This is a genomic window from Brevibacillus sp. MS2.2, assembly GCF_013284345.1.
Taxonomy (GTDB): domain Bacteria; phylum Bacillota; class Bacilli; order Brevibacillales; family Brevibacillaceae; genus Brevibacillus; species Brevibacillus brevis_C.
On record NZ_JABSUZ010000007.1, the window covers coordinates 100,472 to 116,936 of the forward strand.

Here is a 16,465-nt window from a genome sequence, read left to right on the forward strand (position 1 = left end):
GGGGATGATCGTGTGTCCAATGCGAACAAGCGGATCGTGTTTTTGATCGACATGCAGAGCTTTTATGCCAGTATCGAGAAAGGGGCCAATCCAGAGCTGCGAAACAAGCCGATTGTCGTCGCAGGTGATCCAGAGCGGCGCAGCGGAGTTGTGCTGGCAGCGTGTCCGATTGCCAAGTCATACGGAGTGGTCGCTGCCGAAGCGCTATGGCAGGCGCAGCAAAAGTGTCGCCAGCTCGTCGTCGTTCGTCCGCGCATGGAGATGTACATTCGCATCTCCATGCAAATCACTCGCATATTCGAGGCATTTACTGACAAGGTGGAGCCGTACTCGATCGATGAGCAGTTTCTCGACGTGACAGGCAGCGTCCATCTGTTTGGTGATCCGCTGCAGATGGCTGCACAGATTCGGCAGCGCGTCTGGATGGAGACGGGAATCAACTGTCGGGTAGGCATCGGAGAGAACAAGGTACTGGCCAAGATGGCCTGTGACAATTTCGCCAAGAAACGGGAAGAAGGCGTTTTTTGGCTCAAACGGGAGACGTTAGCGGATACGCTCTGGAAGCTTCCGATTGAAAAGCTGTTCGGGGTAGGCTCACGTATGAAGCGGCATTTTCATCGAATGGGCGTCTATCAGATCGGGCAGCTTGCAGATATGAGGCCAGCCATTCTCTCCCGACATTGGGGGGTAAACGGGGAAGTGCTGTGGCGCACGGCTCACGGAATCGACGATTCACCTGTGGCTTTGGATTCCTATGATTCACAAAAAGGGATCGGTCATCACATGACGTTGCCTCGGGATTACCATACAGCGGCGGAAATCAAAGTGGTGCTTTTAGAACTGTGCGAAGAAGTGTGCCGTCGGGCGCGGAAAAAGGAGCTGATGGGCTCCATTCTGTCTGTGGGCTGTCGTGGGGCCGATTTGGCTGCTGGAACAGGCTTTGGGCGGCAGATGAAGCTCACGGAACAGACAAATGATGCCATGACTTTGTACGAAGCGGCCTGCTTTCTGTTTGACCGTCACTGGCAGGAAACGCCTGTCCGCAGTATCGGGGTCAATTTGGGGCAGCTTGTCCCTGACAACGTGGTGCAACTGAATCTGTTTACGGATAATCACAAGCGGCGTTCGTTGGCACAAGCCATGGATGATATCCGGACCCGATACGGTCAGGACGCCATCCTGCGCGCCACCTCTGTCTTGGAAGCGGGACAGGCGAAAGAGCGCGCACGTAAAATCGGAGGACACTACAAGTGACGGAGCCGATGGTGTCAGACGAGCAGGAATTGATACGCCAGTATATTTTATTTGGCATTTTGTTTCGGGCAGTCATGGCCGATCTGGGGCAGATGCGGATTGTGCCGTTGAAGTTTTCTTATCAGATGATGTTCGAGGAGCTCTCGCGGTGGGCGGAGCGGCAGCATCACCAACTGCGCCGCATCTTGCGGCAGCGAGGTTGCACAGTCGTCAGCTCACGACGTCAGGGACATATGTATGTCGTCCACTATCGACAACGCGGGTACGTGCGAGAAGCGATCTATACGATTGAGGTATTGCGGGCAGAGTGTCAGGAGCTCGTCCATTTGTGGACCCGATATGAACAGCGAGGAGAGAACAAGCGATGAGGGAAAAACGCGTGTCCAAAAAGGAAAATGTATTCGTGGCCAGTCGGTTTGTACTGCCGGAGCATCGGGAAATGTATTTGCGCATCAAGGAAGAAGAGCGCCGCTATGTACCACCCGAGCTGGATCAGGAGCAGCTTAGCGCCTTGAGCGAGCTGGTATGGCAGGCGTTCCAGACAGAGAGCCCCCTGACGCTGACCTATTATGACGGGCGAGAGCCGCGACGCCTGTCTGCCCGCATCATCCATATTGATCAAGCGGCGAGACGCCTCAAGCTTCGGGCAGGCTCTGAGATTCATTGGGTTCCTTTTACTAGGCTGCTGCATGTGGAGCTGACAATGAATTTCTAAATCGAGGAAATACAGGTACATGATGGGCAAGGCATGAGAATTACGCAGGAAATCGGCAAAAATAGGCCTCTTTTTCAAAAGCAAGCGGCAAAAAACAGCGTGCCGCGTTGAAACGGTGTGTGCGAGGAAGATGTGAGATTCCTGAAACGAAAAGCGGTCAAAAACAACCGTTTTTCGTGTTTTTTTGGCTTACACGGATTTTGCCAGAAGGGAGGTTTCCCTGTATTGTTAGATTATCTTTTGAAGCATATATTTGACGGATAGAACAAAGGAGATTTTACATGCTAGCACAAGAAATGGGTGTCATATTCACCAAGCACGCCGATCAAATTACTTCCAAGCGTTGGGGAGAATTCATGCAACAATTGGAGGAAAAAGGCCTGTACGTGCTCATTGAGACAGACACGATCGGAAGAGTGATGAGTCCATTGGGCGGATTGATGCCCATGCCGTGTAAAAGTGAGACGCTCCATATTGTGACAGCTGATGAGCTGGAGCAGCGCGGCTTGCCGCTCGGTCACCACATCGTAACGAAAGCGAAAGAAAAAGTAGCCCAATCATAATCGAAAAACCAACGCAACCTTTCCCGTAGGAGCTAGCTTCCAAGGGGGAAAGGTTTTTTGTTGTTAAAACCCGCTAGGCAAGTCAGCCGAAGCGGGTTTTGTTTTGGTGAACGCTTCGTTCAGTTGTCTGCTTTTTTAGCAGCAGGGACGTGACGAAATAGCTTGGTCATGCACACCCACGCGATGAGTGGACCGATTCCGATACACAGAATCAACCAGTTCAGCGTGAGGGGAGAGACGCTTAAAGACGTTACTAGCAGAAAGACCAGAATCCCCACCAACCGACCAACGTCCAGAGCGAACTCTCGCAGTACGACATACTCGACCCGATTACGTGCGCTCTCTTCGTTTGTGCCAATCAGATCAAAAATCGTGGAGAGCATGGGCACTGAAAACAGCGGATAAGCGATGGACACGGCAATCCCGAAAATAATCAGTGTCGTAAAGCTCACTTGCCAAAAAAATACAAAGAGAATCCCCCACATGATGACAGAACCAGCGAGCATTCCCCACTTGCGATAGCGAGGAGTGAACCATTTGGCGATCAGAAAGTAGCTCACCAGTCCGACGGCAGATGTAATCAACCAGTAGTTGCCGAGAGTCATCTCGCTTTTCGTGGAAATGTAGACGAGTAGACCGATCACAAAGCCGAATACGCCTTCACGCAGTCCTTGACCAGCCAAAGCGCCAGCTGCCCAGCGCCACTCGGGCTGATCACGCAAGCAACGTAAGGAAAAGCTCCAGGCATACGTCCCTTCCGATTGGCGTTTTTTCAGAAAAAAGCTGATGAACACGCCGACGACAAATAGCGCAAGAGAGATCCCGAAAATAAGGGAGTAGCCGCTATTCCCTGGAAGCCGTGTAATGAGCAACCCTGATATCCAGGGCGCGAGCATGCCGCCAATGGAAGCAAGCAACCCTGCCCAACTGTTGAAAAGGTCACGGTTATCGGCATTCGTGATTTCGAAGTATACCACATTAAAAGAAAGCCAGAAAAATCCACTCACCATACCCTGAACGAGCCCAAGCGGTACAGCATAAGAGACGGCCTTTGGACCCGCCAGAAGAACGAGCAAATAAAAAAGGGCAGAAACCGCCATTCCGGCACGCAAGACATTCATTTTGTTCAAATTCTTGACGTACCAGCCAGCAAGCCAGAAGGTAAGAGCACCTGCAAGATGGGCGGAAAAAGTAAACCAAGCGATCGGTGCAAATTGACTCTTTACTTTCCATAAATAGACGTTTACAAACGTGCCAGAAAGGGCGCCAGCGGCAATGAATACAGCGTTGACCAGGAGCAGTAGCTTGGCTTGATTGTCTAGACGACCTGATGGCTTTTCCTGAGAAGGCTCGTGGCGCGACATTTTCAGACCAGTGGACTCCTGCATTTGAAGGAAGGATGGAAGGCGTTTTTTTGTTTTTTGCTGCATACGTTCCCTCCGCGCAAAAATAGGACATGAACATAACGTGCCCTACCGCTGCTGCTTTCAACAGGGAAGTAAGTAAACACCATGTTTTCCCAAGCAAAAAAGCGAAGTACGCAATTTTTTGAACGTTATTTCATTTCAGGGAGGAAAACGACTAGCAGCAAACAAATTAAGAGAGGATAGGCATACGAAAATACAGAAGTGAACAGAAAAGAGGTCACGAGATGGCGACAACCATTTTTAGAAATGGACGCATTTACACAGGAGACTCCAGGCATTTGTTCGTACAAGCGTTGGTCGTTCGGGATGGTATTGTCCATGACTTGGGCAGCGATGCGGACATGCTTCTTCAATACGGAGGTAGTGATGCAACGGTCATTGATCTGCAAGGATATACCGCTACCCCGGGATTGATTGACAGCCACCTGCACTTGGGATGGCTCGGTCTCACCTTTTTGCAGCTGGATTTGAGCAAAGCTCGCTCCAAGGATGAGATGTTGTTTCTCTTAAAAGAAAAAGCGCAAGCCACACCTGAAAATGCGTGGATACAAGGCTATGGCTGGGATGAGAATTTGTTCGCGGATGGTGGGGGCATTCCTGCCATTGAAGAGCTTGATCAAGCTGCCCCGCATTGCCCGATTCTTCTGGCACGAATATGTGGTCATGCGAATTTGGTAAACAGCAAGGCATTGGAGCTATGTGGCTATCATCGTGACATGGAGGTGCCTGCGGGGGGAGTCATTGTACATGATCCTGTGAGCGGAAAGCCAACAGGTATGCTCCTAGAAACTGCCTCCAACCTGATTACGAAGCATATTCCGAGACCTGCCTACGATCAGTTGAAGCAAAGCCTGCGCAGCTCGATTCGCTATGCAATGGCGCATGGATTGACAGGGGCGCATACGGAGGATTTGCGTGAATTGGGCGGACTTGCGCAAACGTATCGGCTCTATGATGAGCTCATCAATGGCGAAGAGCTTGCACTGCGCAGCAACCTGCTTGTCTACTATCCGCATATGCATGAGCTGCGCGACTTAAACATGACGGCAGGTTACGGAAACGCTCATGTGCAAATCGGTGCGGTGAAAATCTTTGCAGATGGGGCATTAGGACGCAGGACGGCTTACCTGTCAGCTCCGTACGCTGATGATCCGAGTACCTGCGGTTATCCTGTGCATAAACAAGACGAGCTGACAGAGCTGGTTCGACAAGCACGTGGACTTGGGATGCCCATAGCCGTACACACCATTGGCGACAAAGCGCTGGAAATGGTGCTAGACAGCTTGGATCAGTTCCCGGCAGTCGCTTATCGGGACCGCCTCATTCATACTCAAATCTTGCGACCAGATCTGCTGGACCGCTTGAAGCATCCTCATCGCATCGCAGATATCCAACCGCGTTTTCTTGCAGGAGACTTCCCGTGGGTGATGGATCGCGTAGGACAGGAGCGGATTCAGTACTCCTACATCTGGAAAACGATGATGAATGACGGAATCATTTGCGCTGCGGGCTCGGATACACCAGTAGAACCTATCGATCCTCTGTTGGGGATACACGCAGCCGTCACGCGCAAAGCACCGGGAGAAACACACGATGGATACTTCCCACAAGAAAAACTGACGATGGAGGAAGCCATTCATCTGTTTACATTAGGCAGTGCGCAGGTGACGAACGAAGATCATGTCAAAGGCACGCTGTCTCGTGGAAAATATGCAGATATGACCGTCTACTCCAAAGACCTGTTTACCATCGATCCAGACGAGCTGCTCTCGACTAAGGTCATGATGACCATCATTGGCGGAAAAGTTTGCTATACGTCTTGAAAAAATAACCCGAAAATCAGAGCAGCGGCTGTCCTTGGACAATGAAGTAAAGTCCTGGATTGCCGCTGTTTTATGGAACGATCTACTTTTCAGATATACTTGCCAGGTGTTCTTCAAGACGATCCATGGTCTGTTCGGCACCAGGGACGGCATATGTTTTCACCTTATCAAACACAGCGGCAGGTTCTTCAAAAACGGTGCGATAAGTGAGTTTGGTTTTGCCATTCAGATCCTCAAAGATGGCTGTCGCAAGAAAATGAGGAAACACAGTATGCTTGAAGACGATCCGCTCGAGTTCAACGACCTCGACGAAGACGTTGGTGTTGGGAAAATCAACGCCATCAGGACCGTGCATGATAAACTGCCATGTACCGCCCGGTTTTAGATCAAACTTCTGGGAAGTGGTCGTAAAACCTCGAGGCCCCCACCACTTCGAAAGGTTTTCCTCTTTCGTCCAAGCATCAAACACAAGATCGCGTGGAGCATTAAAAACGCGGGTGATCACAATCTCGCAGTCACCTACTTGTGTTGCGAATTTGTTTGTTTCATTGTTTACGTTCATTTCCATCCCTCCATAGTAACTAGCTTCGTCATGAATAAACCCATTTTTTCAATCATAGCAAATCAATCAGGCATGGATTTCTTACAGATTGCTCTCTTGCATGACCCATAAGCGAAACCCGACTCAGGATAAGTGAGTCGGGTTTTTTGTCAACTGCTTTCCGCGCAGCAAGCTCTTCACATCGATTTCCGCAATCAGTACACTGATCAAAACGAGACCTGCGCCTATGTACCCGCGAATAGACAGTGTTTCGCCTGTAACCAAGAAGGCAAACAGGGCTGCAAAGACTGGCTCCAAGGAAAAAATAACACCCGTGTGCGTGGCGGTCGTATATTTTTGGGCCACCGTTTGTACGACAAAGCCAATTGCACTGCACAATACGCTAAGGGCGAGTACGGCGATCCAAGCCTCTGTAGTCTGGGGCAATGTGGGAGTCTCCAACGCAAAAGAAAAAACAATGCCCAGCAGTGCTGTAAAGCCAAGCTGGTAAATCCCCAACTGGATCGTATCCGATTGATTGGCCCATCGGCCTGTTACGGTAATATGTGTAGCGTAAAAGAGGGCACCAGCGATACACAAAAGGTCTCCTTGGCTGATGCGAAATTCAGCGCTTAGTGTGAGCAGGCCGATGCCGATCATGGCCAGTCCAGCGCCGACAAAGACTCTTTTTTCAGGACGGTTTCTCAAAAGAATAGATAAGAGCGGAACGAAGATAACGGTCAAGCTAACGAGAAAGCCTGCCTGGGAAGCCGTTGTTGATTTCACTCCGTTCGTGATGGTGGCAAAAACCCCGAAAAGGAGCGCACCGAGTACGAACGCATGGAGCAATGTTTTTCGATTCGTGACACGCAAGCGTTTATGGAACAAGGCGGCTGCCAGTAGAAAAGCAATGCCAAAGCGGATACCGATCAGATTGAAAGTTTCCAAATCCTTCAATCCCATTTGCATAAACACATACGAGGTCCCCCAAAACAGGGTGACCAAAATCATAGCCAAATCGGCTTTTACTTGCGGTTTCATGATGGGATAAGCCTCCTTGCCCGGGTAAAAGCGGGTCCTAATCAGTGTTGCGCCATAAACAGTATACGAGTATCGTTTAAATAAGAAAAATGAATGTTTGTGATGATTTTCATGAATCGGATTCATGTAAAGGGGACGAAGAAGGGTGAGTTTGAACAAGTTTGAGGTATTCATCACCGTTATGGAGTCAGGGAGCTTAACCAAAGCTGGCGAAATACTAGGTCTGACACAATCAGCGATCAGCCATGCGATTGCGAGTTTGGAGCGGGAATTTGGGTTTTCGCTTTTGACCAGAGGACGATCGGGCATTAGCCTCACGAGTAATGGGGAGCGACTGCTTCCTTACATGCGTGAGACGTTGCGCTGCCATGAGCGGATGAAACAAGAGGTGTTTGCCATCAACGGGTTGGAGGTCGGGACGGTGCGAATTGGGACGTTCACGAGTGTATCCACGCAATGGCTTCCCGGAATCCTCAAGCGGTTCCAAGACCAGTATCCGGCGATCGAGATTAAGCTGATGGAAGGTTATTACGATGGAATTGAGAGCTGGATTCAAACCGGAGAGATTGATTTCGGCTTTGTCTCCTTACCGACAACAGAGGATTTGGAATGTATTCCTTTAAAAAAGGATCAGATGTATTTGCTGGTGACAGAGGAACACCCGCTCTACGGAGAGGAGCGGGTGCATGTGAGCCGATTGGCCGAAGAAACATTTATTATGCCGAAGACGGGCTGTGACAATGATATACAGCGCTTGTTGGCCGAGTATCAGATCGAGCCGCGCATCAAATATGAAGTGGGAGATGACCACGCGATTATTGCTATGGTGCAAAATGGCCTCGGGATTAGCATCCTTCCAGAAATGATTTTGTTCCGCTTGCCTGCAAATATCCGGATGATCCCGCTTGAAGGGGAGCATTACCGTTCGCTGGGGGTGGCAGCAACCTCTTTTTCCAAGCAGTCACCGGCTGCCAAACGCTTCTTGCAGTTTGTAACCGATTGGGTAAACGAGCAGCAGGCGTAATTCAGACAGACAAATCGCTCCTGACTTCCTTCGCCAACGACTGCTTTCGAGCAAAGGGCAGGTACAACAAGAAAAACAACGCGAGCGCTACACCTTCCAACGAAACGATGTACCACGGATACGGGCCCAAAAAGTCAATCAGACTGGGATTGTCCGGTTTGCGCGAGACAAATAAGTAATTTCCGCCCGTCCATTGGTTGACGAAAAGTGCGACGAGCAATAGCAGGTTTAAAAAGCCCATCGTTTTCCAAATCGAACGGACAGTCGGACGGTAGCCTTCTACCCACGTCATGTACAGGCAAGCAAGGACGATTCCCGCGTGGGCTACAAAAAAATGCACAAAGCGAAAATGCGGAAATGGATAAAACAACTCGGGGGTAAGCAATGCCTGCATGGCGCCGCCAATCCCGGCAAAAAACGTAATCTCATACAGCCCGTAGCTTCTCGTCACCAGCATCACGGTAGAAAGAAGGAGCGTCACGCTACACAACTGCAAGGGCAATGTGTAAGCAGCCGTCCAGCTCTCGGTATAAACATGCCAAAGCTGATAACAAATCTCTGACAAAAGCAAGATTCCCGCAAGTACGTAACGCGTGGCGAGTCGAGTTGTCGGGGCTTGGAGCTTTTGTCGAAAGAAATAGGTGAGCACGACCAGACAGAGCACAAGAATCAAAGTGATAACGTGAGAAGTGGAAAACAGCCGAAACGGCTCTCCTGTCAGGAAAAGTGAAAAATAGGGTGAGGTCATGATGATCTCCTCTTTGTTTATTGTTTTTTATATTTGAAAATTCACGAAATTTTAACAGATAGCTCTTTGTCTCATATAAATCTTTGGTTATAATATAAATAGACTACGTTACATCATTGAGAGGAGATATAGTCTTGAACTTAGTGCTCACGGAAAAACAATGCAAGTCTTGCCAGGCTCGCTTGACCGAGTATGAAATCGAGAACAATGGTGCGCTCTGCATGGAATGCTTCAAGGAAGAAAAAGGCGAGTAAAAGTAACAGCAAGGCATACGGCAACTGACTGTCTACTGCTATCTAATAATAGACCCTTTCAATCAGACCCTCTCTTTTTCATAGAGAGGGTCTGATTTTTTTACAGGCCTTATTCCGGGAGTGGAATGATGAGTTCCATTCTTCGGCTGCCGTCTTTCATGCTTGTTTCAAACAAGATCAGTGTCAGTGTGCTGTTCGGCTCCGCTTTTTTTACTTTCAGTGTATGGGTAAAATCGCCCCAATCAGGAGCAGCGGTCGTAGCCTGCACGGAACCTTGCGTCAGCTCGTTATGTCCATCTTCTACGACATAATTGAGTACAGCTTCGAATACGCTCGCCTGTCCTTTGATTTCAAACGTGTCTTGGGCGGTCTTCTTCACAGTGACATTGCGGAAAATATCATTGGCATAGACAGTCTCCTGTTGAGCTGGTTGTTCCGTTGGTGGCTTCTCAGGCGTTGTAGGTGGTTGCGTGGTTGCGGGTGGCTTCTGTTGTTCTGTTGGAGTGGCAGGGCTATTTGTGCCACTTGTGCATCCTTGCAGCAAGCCAATCGTCAACAGCAGCAAAAGCATTTTTTTCATGGTATCCCTCGATTCTGTCTGGTATGAAATGGTACCTACATATAATAAGACGTAAAAACAAATAAGAGGTTTCAGGTGGATAGGTCTTCCTGCGTCAAACTGTGGTAGAATGGAGAGGAAGTAGCAACCATTATTCCTAGAAGGCTGGTCTGATAAGAATGGAACAACAGACGTTTCGAGTGGAAAAAGACTTTCTCGGCGAGAAGCAAATTCCAGTAAATGCTTATTATGGCGTGCAAACGATGCGAGCAACGGAAAACTTCCCAATCACCGGGTATCGTCTTCATTTTTCCCTCATCAATGCAATGGCAATGGTTAAAAAAGCAGCTGCGATGGCAAATATGGAAGTTTCCAGATTGAATCCGCGTTTAGGAAATGCAATTGTCGCTGCGGCGGAAGAAATCATGCAAGGAAAATGGCATGATCAATTTATCGTCGATCCGATTCAGGGCGGAGCAGGTACTTCAATCAATATGAATGCCAACGAAGTAATCGCGAACCGCGGTCTTGAAATGCTTGGTGAGAAAAAAGGGGATTATTTCCACTTGAGCCCCAATACACATGTTAACATGTCTCAGTCCACCAATGATGCTTTCCCAACAGCCATTCATATTGCAACACTCACCCTGTTGGAAAAGCTGCTTGTGACGATGGATAAGATGCATGATGCATTTGGTCAAAAAGCAAAAGAATTCGATGATGTCATTAAAATGGGAAGAACGCATTTGCAGGATGCGGTTCCGATTCGCTTGGGCCAAGAATTCGAAGCATACCGTCGAGTACTTGAGCGCGATATCAAGCGTATCAAGCAATCTCGTCAGCATTTGTACGAAGTGAATATGGGAGCGACTGCGGTAGGAACGGGTTTGAATGCTGATCCTCGTTACATTACCACAGTAGTTAAGCATCTTGCTGACATCACGGGCTTCCCGCTGACAGGTGCAGAGCATCTCGTGGATGCTACACAAAACACAGATGCGTATACAGAAGTATCAGCAGCACTTAAAGTTTGCATGATGAATATGTCTAAAATCGCGAATGACTTGCGTTTGATGGCATCAGGACCTCGAGCTGGACTGGGTGAAATCTCCTTGCCAGCACGTCAGCCAGGCTCCTCGATCATGCCAGGAAAAGTCAATCCTGTTATGGCAGAGCTCATCAACCAAGTAGCGTTTCAAGTCATCGGAAATGACCATACGATTTGTTTGGCATCCGAGGCAGGTCAGCTAGAATTGAACGTTATGGAGCCAGTGCTTGTCTTCAATTTGCTGCAATCGATCAGCATTATGGACAATGCATTCGATGTCTTTACGCGTCACTGCCTGGAAGGAATCGAAGCAAACCGCGAGCGCATGAAAGAATACGTGGAAAAAAGCGTTGGCGTCATTACTGCTGTGAATCCTCACCTCGGGTATGAGACTGCTGCACGCATTGCCCGCGAAGCTATTTTGACAGGAAAGTCTGTACGTGAGCTGTGCTTGCAACACAATGTACTGACAGAAGAAGAACTGGATCTGATTCTCGATCCATTTGAAATGACTCATCCAGGTATTGCTGGAGCATCCTTGCTGGATCGCAACTAAACCGAAAAACTCCCGCGCTTTGCACATGCGAAGCAGCGGGAGTTTTTGCTTGCAAAAGGAAGAGTTTGTACTACTTTTTCGGAAGCTGATCCAAGCTCTTGAATTCATAACCTTGCTTGCGTGCTTCATCGATTATCGTCCCGAGAGCCTCTGCATTGTCTTTGGAGACAGAATGGAGCAGAATAACAGCACCGGGATGCAATTGGGTCATCACGTTATCATAAGCGTATTTTGCCCCACGCTGGACTTTGGTATCCCAATCCTTATAGGCAACCGACCAAAAGACATTGGTATAGCCCAATTCTTTCGTCACAGCAAGAGTGCGATCGCTGAAAATTCCTCTAGGAGGTCGCAAATAACGCATAGTAGCTTGTCCGGTCACTTGCTGGACGGCATCACTTACTTTCGTCAATTCATCTCTGATTTTCTGATTCGGTACGGTCGTCATATCAGGATGGCTCCACGAATGGTTGCCGATCAGATGCCCCTCTTTTGCCATTCGCTTTAATAACTCCGGCTGTTCCTTCACAAAATGTCCTGTCACAAAGAAAATAGCGGGGACTTTTTTCGCGAGAAGGGTATCTAAAATCTTTGGTGTAAAGCCATTTTCATAACCGTTATCAAACGTTAAGTAAAGCTCTTTTTTTGTAGTATCTCCTAAAAAAACCGCACCGTGTCGATCCACAATGCCTTTAAAACCTTCCTCATTGATAGAGGGTAACTGACCATTCTTGCTCTTTTTAAATCCAAAATGGTACGGGTGATCTGGTGAGGCCATAATCGAGTCAACTGGCAAGGCATTTGTAAGCACCAAGCTAATCCCGATCAACAAGCTTTTGATCCATCGTCTTTTCAATAATGAGCTCTCCCTTCTGTAGCGAAGTCATGATGTATTGGAGTTGATTCCCTCAAAAGTTTGTCCAGTCTACTTCCAAATATGTAACCGTTACGTATGCAACAGTAGCTTGTTAGGTGCATGCGTTACTTGCAAGGGCAAGTTGTGCAAAAGTCTACTGTGTGGTAGGGGACAACTGTCCATACATGAAAAAGGAACTTTTCATATAGTATCAATGTCGACAGTAAATCTGTTGGCAAATGCCGCCAAGAGATCATCTATACCCAGGAGGTGTGGTTAACATGGACGAATGGTTGGAGCAATTGCGTGAGGCACTTGGTGAAGGTGCAGAAGAAATGGAAGTAAAAATCGAATACGAAGATGGCACTACGAAAAAATTATACTTTGGCACTAATGACGACGATGACGATGACGAAGATGAAGAAAATGAAGACTATGCTGAAGAAGATTCTGATGCTGAAGATTCCGAGGACGAAGATTCTGACGACGAAGATTCCGATGACGCCTAATTGATTTTTATATGTGGGAAAAGATACGCTTTCATGCGTATCTTTTTTCAGTTGCATTCTGTAATATTAAACATATTTCAAGATGAGGATGGAACAGAAAATGAGCTTTCAAGTGAGCCATCAAATGATAAAAGAATGGTGTGGTCGTCTTTCTTATGAAAGAGGAAAGGCTTTTTACCGTTCTGGGAACGTGCTCGTGGAGCATTTTCAACCGGAACCTGCTTGGATCAAAACGACAGTGGACGCAGGAAAAAATAACTATCAAGTCACTATTGAACTGGACGAGTCTGGTATGGCAGCAGTGTGTAGTTGCCCTACTTTGGCGTCGTACGATCACTACTGCCAACATATCGCAGCTTCGTTGTTAACCTTGCGTGATCTGCAAGCAGACGAGCATCCTGGCAGCTATTCCACTTCCTTTACCACGAGACAAGCAGGCGTGACAACACAGCCTGATTCGCAACTAACAGAGGGATTGTTCAGCTTGTTCGTGGACCGGCCGATTCGGACAAGCCATAATCGTGTGTTGCTAGATTCACGAACAACACTTTCCTTGGAAATCATATGTAAAATCGTACCGTACGGTTTTCGCAAGAGCATGATCGGAATAGAGCTGAAGCTAGGGCCAAAGAGGTTGTACATCATAAAGGATATTCGCGCGTTTTTAGACCGGATGGATAAGCAGCAAGTGCATCGATTCTCTAGCCAATTTACCTATGATCCGAATTTGCATCGCTTTTTGCCAGAGCATGAAGCCATCCTCCGCGAACTCTTGCAAATTTATCGTACGGAAAAAATATATCGCGAAACTGCAAGCTACCATTATCAGGAACAGAAGCATGTGGGTGGGGAACGGGTTCTTCTTGTTCCACCATTTACCTGGGAGCGGTTATTTACATTGCTACTTGCCGCACCTTCTGTTCACATTCAGCATCATGACCACATGTATCCAACGTTTGCATGTATAGATGAGCCGCCGCCACTCCACTTCGAATTTGACCAGACAAAAACCGATCAATATCAACTGGAAGTTCAAGGCTTCAGGCAAATCACTGTTTTGGAAGCTTACGGATTGTTGCTCGTAGATGGTATATGGCACAGATTGCCGAAGGAACAATGCCACAGTTTGGCAGAGCTGAAGCACTTGTTAGAATCTCATAGCAGTGAGCGGATTCACATTCCCGCGGAAAAAATCGAACCATTCATGGTGCAGATTGTCCCGGCCTTGATGAAACTGGGGAAGGTGCAAATTGCAAAAGCTGTCTCCGAACGGGTCGTGCAATTCCAGTTAAAAGCCAAGCTGTATCTGGATCGGGTAAGGGACCGACTTCTGGCGGGACTGGAGTTTCAATACGGTGATATCATCATCAATCCGCTGGAAGGACAGGAAGGGGGAGGACAACGTGGCAGTGAGCTGATTTTAATGCGTGACGGGGAGAAGGAGCGGCAGATTTTAGAGCTGATGGAGGAGGGTGCCTTTACCCGCACGGAAGGAGGGTATTTTCTAGATGACGAGGAAGCCGAGTATGACTTCCTTTATCACGTCGTCCCAAAGCTGGAAAGGCTGTTAAAGGTATACGCGACAACTTCCGTAAAAATCAGGATTCAGCCTCTTCACATCCCCCCTAAAGTCAAAGTGGATGTTGATGAGCGAACAAATTGGCTCGATTTTCGCTTTGATATGGATGGGATACCAGAGTCCGAGATCCGAAGTGTTATCCAATCGGTAGAAGAAAAGCGCAGATATCATCGGCTGTCGAATGGAGCGCTTCTGCCGCTTGAGACAAAGGAATTTGAGCAAATCAATCGTTTCCTGGACGAAATGGGCATGCAATACGCTGAGCAAATGGGAAGTGGTTTTCAACTGCCTGCTTTTCGCGGGCTGCGCTTGCTTGATTTACCCATGCAGGGACAGTCTGTTCAGCTAGGGAAACCATTGCGCCAGTTTTTGGAGAATATGCGTAACCCTGATAATCTGGACTTTCCCGTACCCGAATCTTTGCGGGGGACCCTTCGCGATTATCAGAAGTATGGCTATCAATGGATGAAAACTTTGGCACACTACGGCTTTGGGGGAATTCTCGCTGACGATATGGGCTTGGGGAAGACAGTGCAAAGTATTACCTTTCTGCTCTCTGTTCTGCCCGAAATCCGAGAACAAAAGCTCCCAGCGATTATCGTGGCTCCTGCCTCTCTTTTATACAATTGGCACAATGAAATCAAAAAGTTCGCGCCAAATATCCGTAGCGTGATTGTGGATGGCACGAAGGAAGAGCGGAATCAAATCGTAAACGAGCTGTCGCAAATCGATGTGCTCATTACCTCGTATCCGCTCTTGCGTCGTGATCATGCCCAGTTCGAGGAGCATTCCTTCCACACCTTGATCTTGGATGAAGCGCAAACCTTCAAAAACTATGTCACGCAAACAGCTCAGACCGTTAAACGAATAAAAGCCAAGCATCGCTTTGCCCTGACAGGAACACCTGTGGAAAACAGGGTAGAGGAGCTGTGGTCCATCTACGATGCTGTTTTCCCTGAGCTATTTCCGGCACGAAAGGAATTCCTTGACTTGCCGCGAGATACGATTGCGAAGCGGACGCGTCCCTTTTTATTGCGCAGGCTCAAGACTGAGGTACTGAAGGAATTGCCGGCCAAAATTGAAACACTGCAAAGCGCGAGACTGTTGCCAGAACAGAAAAAGCTGTATGTCGCCTATTTGGCGCAGCTCCAACAGGAAACAGTGAAGCATTTGTACAATAAAGGCTTTCAAAAAAATCGGATCAAAATTCTCGCAGGCTTGACGAGACTGCGCCAAATTTGTTGTCATCCAGCGCTGTTCGTCAAAGAGTATGATGGAGGGTCAGCCAAGCTCGAACAGCTATTCGAGATTATCGGTGAATGCAAAAACGCTGGGAAGCGCGTTTTACTCTTTTCTCAATTTACGGAGATGCTAGGGATAATCGGACGCGAGCTGGGGTATCACGGCGTCCCGTTTTTCTATCTGGATGGACAGACGCCAGTGGCAGAGAGACTAGATTTGTGCAACCGATTTAACGAGGGAGAGCGGGATTTGTTTCTCATGTCATTGAAAGCTGGGGGAACAGGATTGAATGTGACGGGTGCGGACACCGTAATCTTGTATGATCTGTGGTGGAATCCCGCTGTGGAACAACAGGCTGCTGATCGTGCCCATCGTATCGGCCAAAAGAACGTCGTTCAAGTGATCAGGCTTGTTGCAGAGGGAACGGTCGAAGAGAAAATGTACGAGCTGCAACAAAAAAAGAAAAACTTGATCGAGGAAATCATTACACCGGGGCAAGAGGCAATCTCATCTTTAACCGAGCAAGAAATACGTGAATTGCTGATGATTTAACAAGAACAGCTTGACTGTCGCTACCATGCGAGGGGTCAAGCTGTTTTTTTGCGAGACTTTATCCCTGTGCGAATAACGAATTGGCAGACTCCCAATGATATTTGTCCGGTTCGAGAAAAGGACATAGCGAATAGCTTATGGAGAAGGACGAAGGCATCACCACAGAAGTGTGGG

The 16,465-nt window shown here is 48.2% G+C and carries 15 protein-coding genes; 9 read left to right on the top strand and 6 right to left on the bottom strand.

All coding sequences use genetic code 11. The features are described 5' to 3' along the window. Nucleotides 1-12: 12 nt before the first annotated feature. The 4 genes from HP568_RS08480 to HP568_RS08495 all read left to right on the top strand — a co-directional run bounded on the left by HP568_RS08480 (nt 13) and on the right by HP568_RS08495 (nt 2,532). Nucleotides 13-1,254, top strand: coding sequence for a DNA polymerase IV (locus HP568_RS08480; RefSeq protein WP_173628857.1), 1,242 nt, complete (start codon nt 13-15; stop codon nt 1,252-1,254). Next, nucleotides 1,251-1,622 carry a YhjD family protein gene (locus HP568_RS08485; protein WP_048033634.1) on the top strand — a complete coding sequence of 124 codons (372 nt, stop codon included), beginning with the start codon at nt 1,251-1,253 and terminating at the stop codon, nt 1,620-1,622. Before HP568_RS08480 ends, HP568_RS08485 begins: the two co-directional genes overlap by 4 nt. Then, nucleotides 1,619-1,969, top strand: a complete 351-nt coding sequence (locus HP568_RS08490) for a YolD-like family protein (protein ID WP_173628858.1) — start codon at nt 1,619-1,621, stop codon at nt 1,967-1,969. Before HP568_RS08485 ends, HP568_RS08490 begins: the two co-directional genes overlap by 4 nt. 281 nt (nt 1,970-2,250) lie before the next feature. Then, nucleotides 2,251-2,532 (top strand): hypothetical protein, encoded by a 282-nt coding sequence (locus HP568_RS08495; protein WP_047068137.1) that lies wholly within the window; start codon nt 2,251-2,253, stop codon nt 2,530-2,532. 119 nt (nt 2,533-2,651) lie between these two features. On the opposite strand, the gene HP568_RS08500 is transcribed toward HP568_RS08495, so the two are convergent. After that, a complete protein-coding gene (locus HP568_RS08500) occupies nt 2,652-3,962 on the bottom strand; it encodes an MFS transporter (protein WP_173628859.1) in 1,311 nt (436 codons plus the stop codon). 221 nt (nt 3,963-4,183) lie between these two features. Between HP568_RS08500 and HP568_RS08505 the strand changes: the two genes are divergently transcribed. Further along, entirely contained in the window at nt 4,184-5,782 is a 1,599-nt protein-coding gene (locus HP568_RS08505; protein ID WP_173628860.1) for an amidohydrolase, read from the top strand. An 82-nt stretch (nt 5,783-5,864) separates the two neighbouring features. Here the strand turns inward: HP568_RS08505 and HP568_RS08510 are convergent, their stop codons facing one another. Further along, nucleotides 5,865-6,344 (bottom strand): SRPBCC family protein, encoded by a 480-nt coding sequence (locus HP568_RS08510; protein ID WP_048033629.1) that lies wholly within the window; start codon nt 6,342-6,344, stop codon nt 5,865-5,867. A 123-nt stretch (nt 6,345-6,467) separates the two neighbouring features. Then, nucleotides 6,468-7,364 (bottom strand): DMT family transporter, encoded by an 897-nt coding sequence (locus tag HP568_RS08515; protein ID WP_048033628.1) that lies wholly within the window; start codon nt 7,362-7,364, stop codon nt 6,468-6,470. Between the two features lie 145 nt (nt 7,365-7,509). Here HP568_RS08515 and HP568_RS08520 point away from each other — a divergent pair, with 145 nt between their 5' ends. Further along, the gene (locus HP568_RS08520) at nt 7,510-8,388 is read left to right on the top strand and encodes a LysR family transcriptional regulator (RefSeq protein ID WP_048033627.1); all 879 of its coding nucleotides are present in this window, start codon (nt 7,510-7,512) and stop codon (nt 8,386-8,388) included. Nucleotide 8,389: 1 nt separating this feature from the next. Here HP568_RS08520 and HP568_RS08525 read toward each other — a convergent pair whose 3' ends face one another. Beyond that, the gene (locus HP568_RS08525) at nt 8,390-9,136 is read right to left on the bottom strand and encodes a YwaF family protein (protein WP_173628861.1); all 747 of its coding nucleotides are present in this window, start codon (nt 9,134-9,136) and stop codon (nt 8,390-8,392) included. Nucleotides 9,137-9,499: 363 nt separating this feature from the next. Beyond that, nucleotides 9,500-9,970 (bottom strand): Gmad2 immunoglobulin-like domain-containing protein, encoded by a 471-nt coding sequence (locus tag HP568_RS08530; RefSeq protein WP_173628862.1) that lies wholly within the window; start codon nt 9,968-9,970, stop codon nt 9,500-9,502. A 158-nt stretch (nt 9,971-10,128) separates the two neighbouring features. Between HP568_RS08530 and aspA the strand changes: the two genes are divergently transcribed. Continuing rightward, complete coding sequence (aspA, locus tag HP568_RS08535; RefSeq protein WP_056486337.1) at nt 10,129-11,553, top strand: aspartate ammonia-lyase; 1,425 nt, start codon at nt 10,129-10,131, stop codon at nt 11,551-11,553. A 70-nt stretch (nt 11,554-11,623) separates the two neighbouring features. Here the strand turns inward: aspA and pdaA are convergent, their stop codons facing one another. Then, nucleotides 11,624-12,409, bottom strand: coding sequence for a delta-lactam-biosynthetic de-N-acetylase (pdaA, locus tag HP568_RS08540; protein WP_173628863.1), 786 nt, complete (start codon nt 12,407-12,409; stop codon nt 11,624-11,626). Nucleotides 12,410-12,690: 281 nt separating this feature from the next. Between pdaA and HP568_RS08545 the strand changes: the two genes are divergently transcribed. Further along, on the top strand, nt 12,691-12,918 hold the full coding sequence (locus HP568_RS08545; RefSeq protein WP_048033622.1) for a hypothetical protein: 228 nt from the start codon (nt 12,691-12,693) through the stop codon (nt 12,916-12,918). Nucleotides 12,919-13,018: 100 nt separating this feature from the next. Beyond that, entirely contained in the window at nt 13,019-16,291 is a 3,273-nt protein-coding gene (locus HP568_RS08550) for a DEAD/DEAH box helicase (protein WP_173628864.1), read from the top strand. Nucleotides 16,292-16,465 lie beyond the last annotated feature (174 nt).

Coding starts and splice junctions, on each gene's coding strand:
- HP568_RS08525 (WP_173628861.1), bottom strand. CDS start 9,136: ATGACCTCACCCTATTTTTCACTTTTCCTGACAGGAGAGCCGTTTCGG.
- HP568_RS08545 (WP_048033622.1), top strand. CDS start 12,691: ATGGACGAATGGTTGGAGCAATTGCGTGAGGCACTTGGTGAAGGTGCA.
- HP568_RS08505 (WP_173628860.1), top strand. CDS start 4,184: ATGGCGACAACCATTTTTAGAAATGGACGCATTTACACAGGAGACTCC.
- HP568_RS08530 (WP_173628862.1), bottom strand. CDS start 9,970: ATGAAAAAAATGCTTTTGCTGCTGTTGACGATTGGCTTGCTGCAAGGA.
- HP568_RS08510 (WP_048033629.1), bottom strand. CDS start 6,344: ATGAACGTAAACAATGAAACAAACAAATTCGCAACACAAGTAGGTGAC.
- aspA (WP_056486337.1), top strand. CDS start 10,129: ATGGAACAACAGACGTTTCGAGTGGAAAAAGACTTTCTCGGCGAGAAG.
- HP568_RS08515 (WP_048033628.1), bottom strand. CDS start 7,364: ATGAAACCGCAAGTAAAAGCCGATTTGGCTATGATTTTGGTCACCCTG.
- HP568_RS08490 (WP_173628858.1), top strand. CDS start 1,619: ATGAGGGAAAAACGCGTGTCCAAAAAGGAAAATGTATTCGTGGCCAGT.
- HP568_RS08495 (WP_047068137.1), top strand. CDS start 2,251: ATGCTAGCACAAGAAATGGGTGTCATATTCACCAAGCACGCCGATCAA.
- HP568_RS08550 (WP_173628864.1), top strand. CDS start 13,019: ATGAGCTTTCAAGTGAGCCATCAAATGATAAAAGAATGGTGTGGTCGT.
- HP568_RS08500 (WP_173628859.1), bottom strand. CDS start 3,962: ATGCAGCAAAAAACAAAAAAACGCCTTCCATCCTTCCTTCAAATGCAG.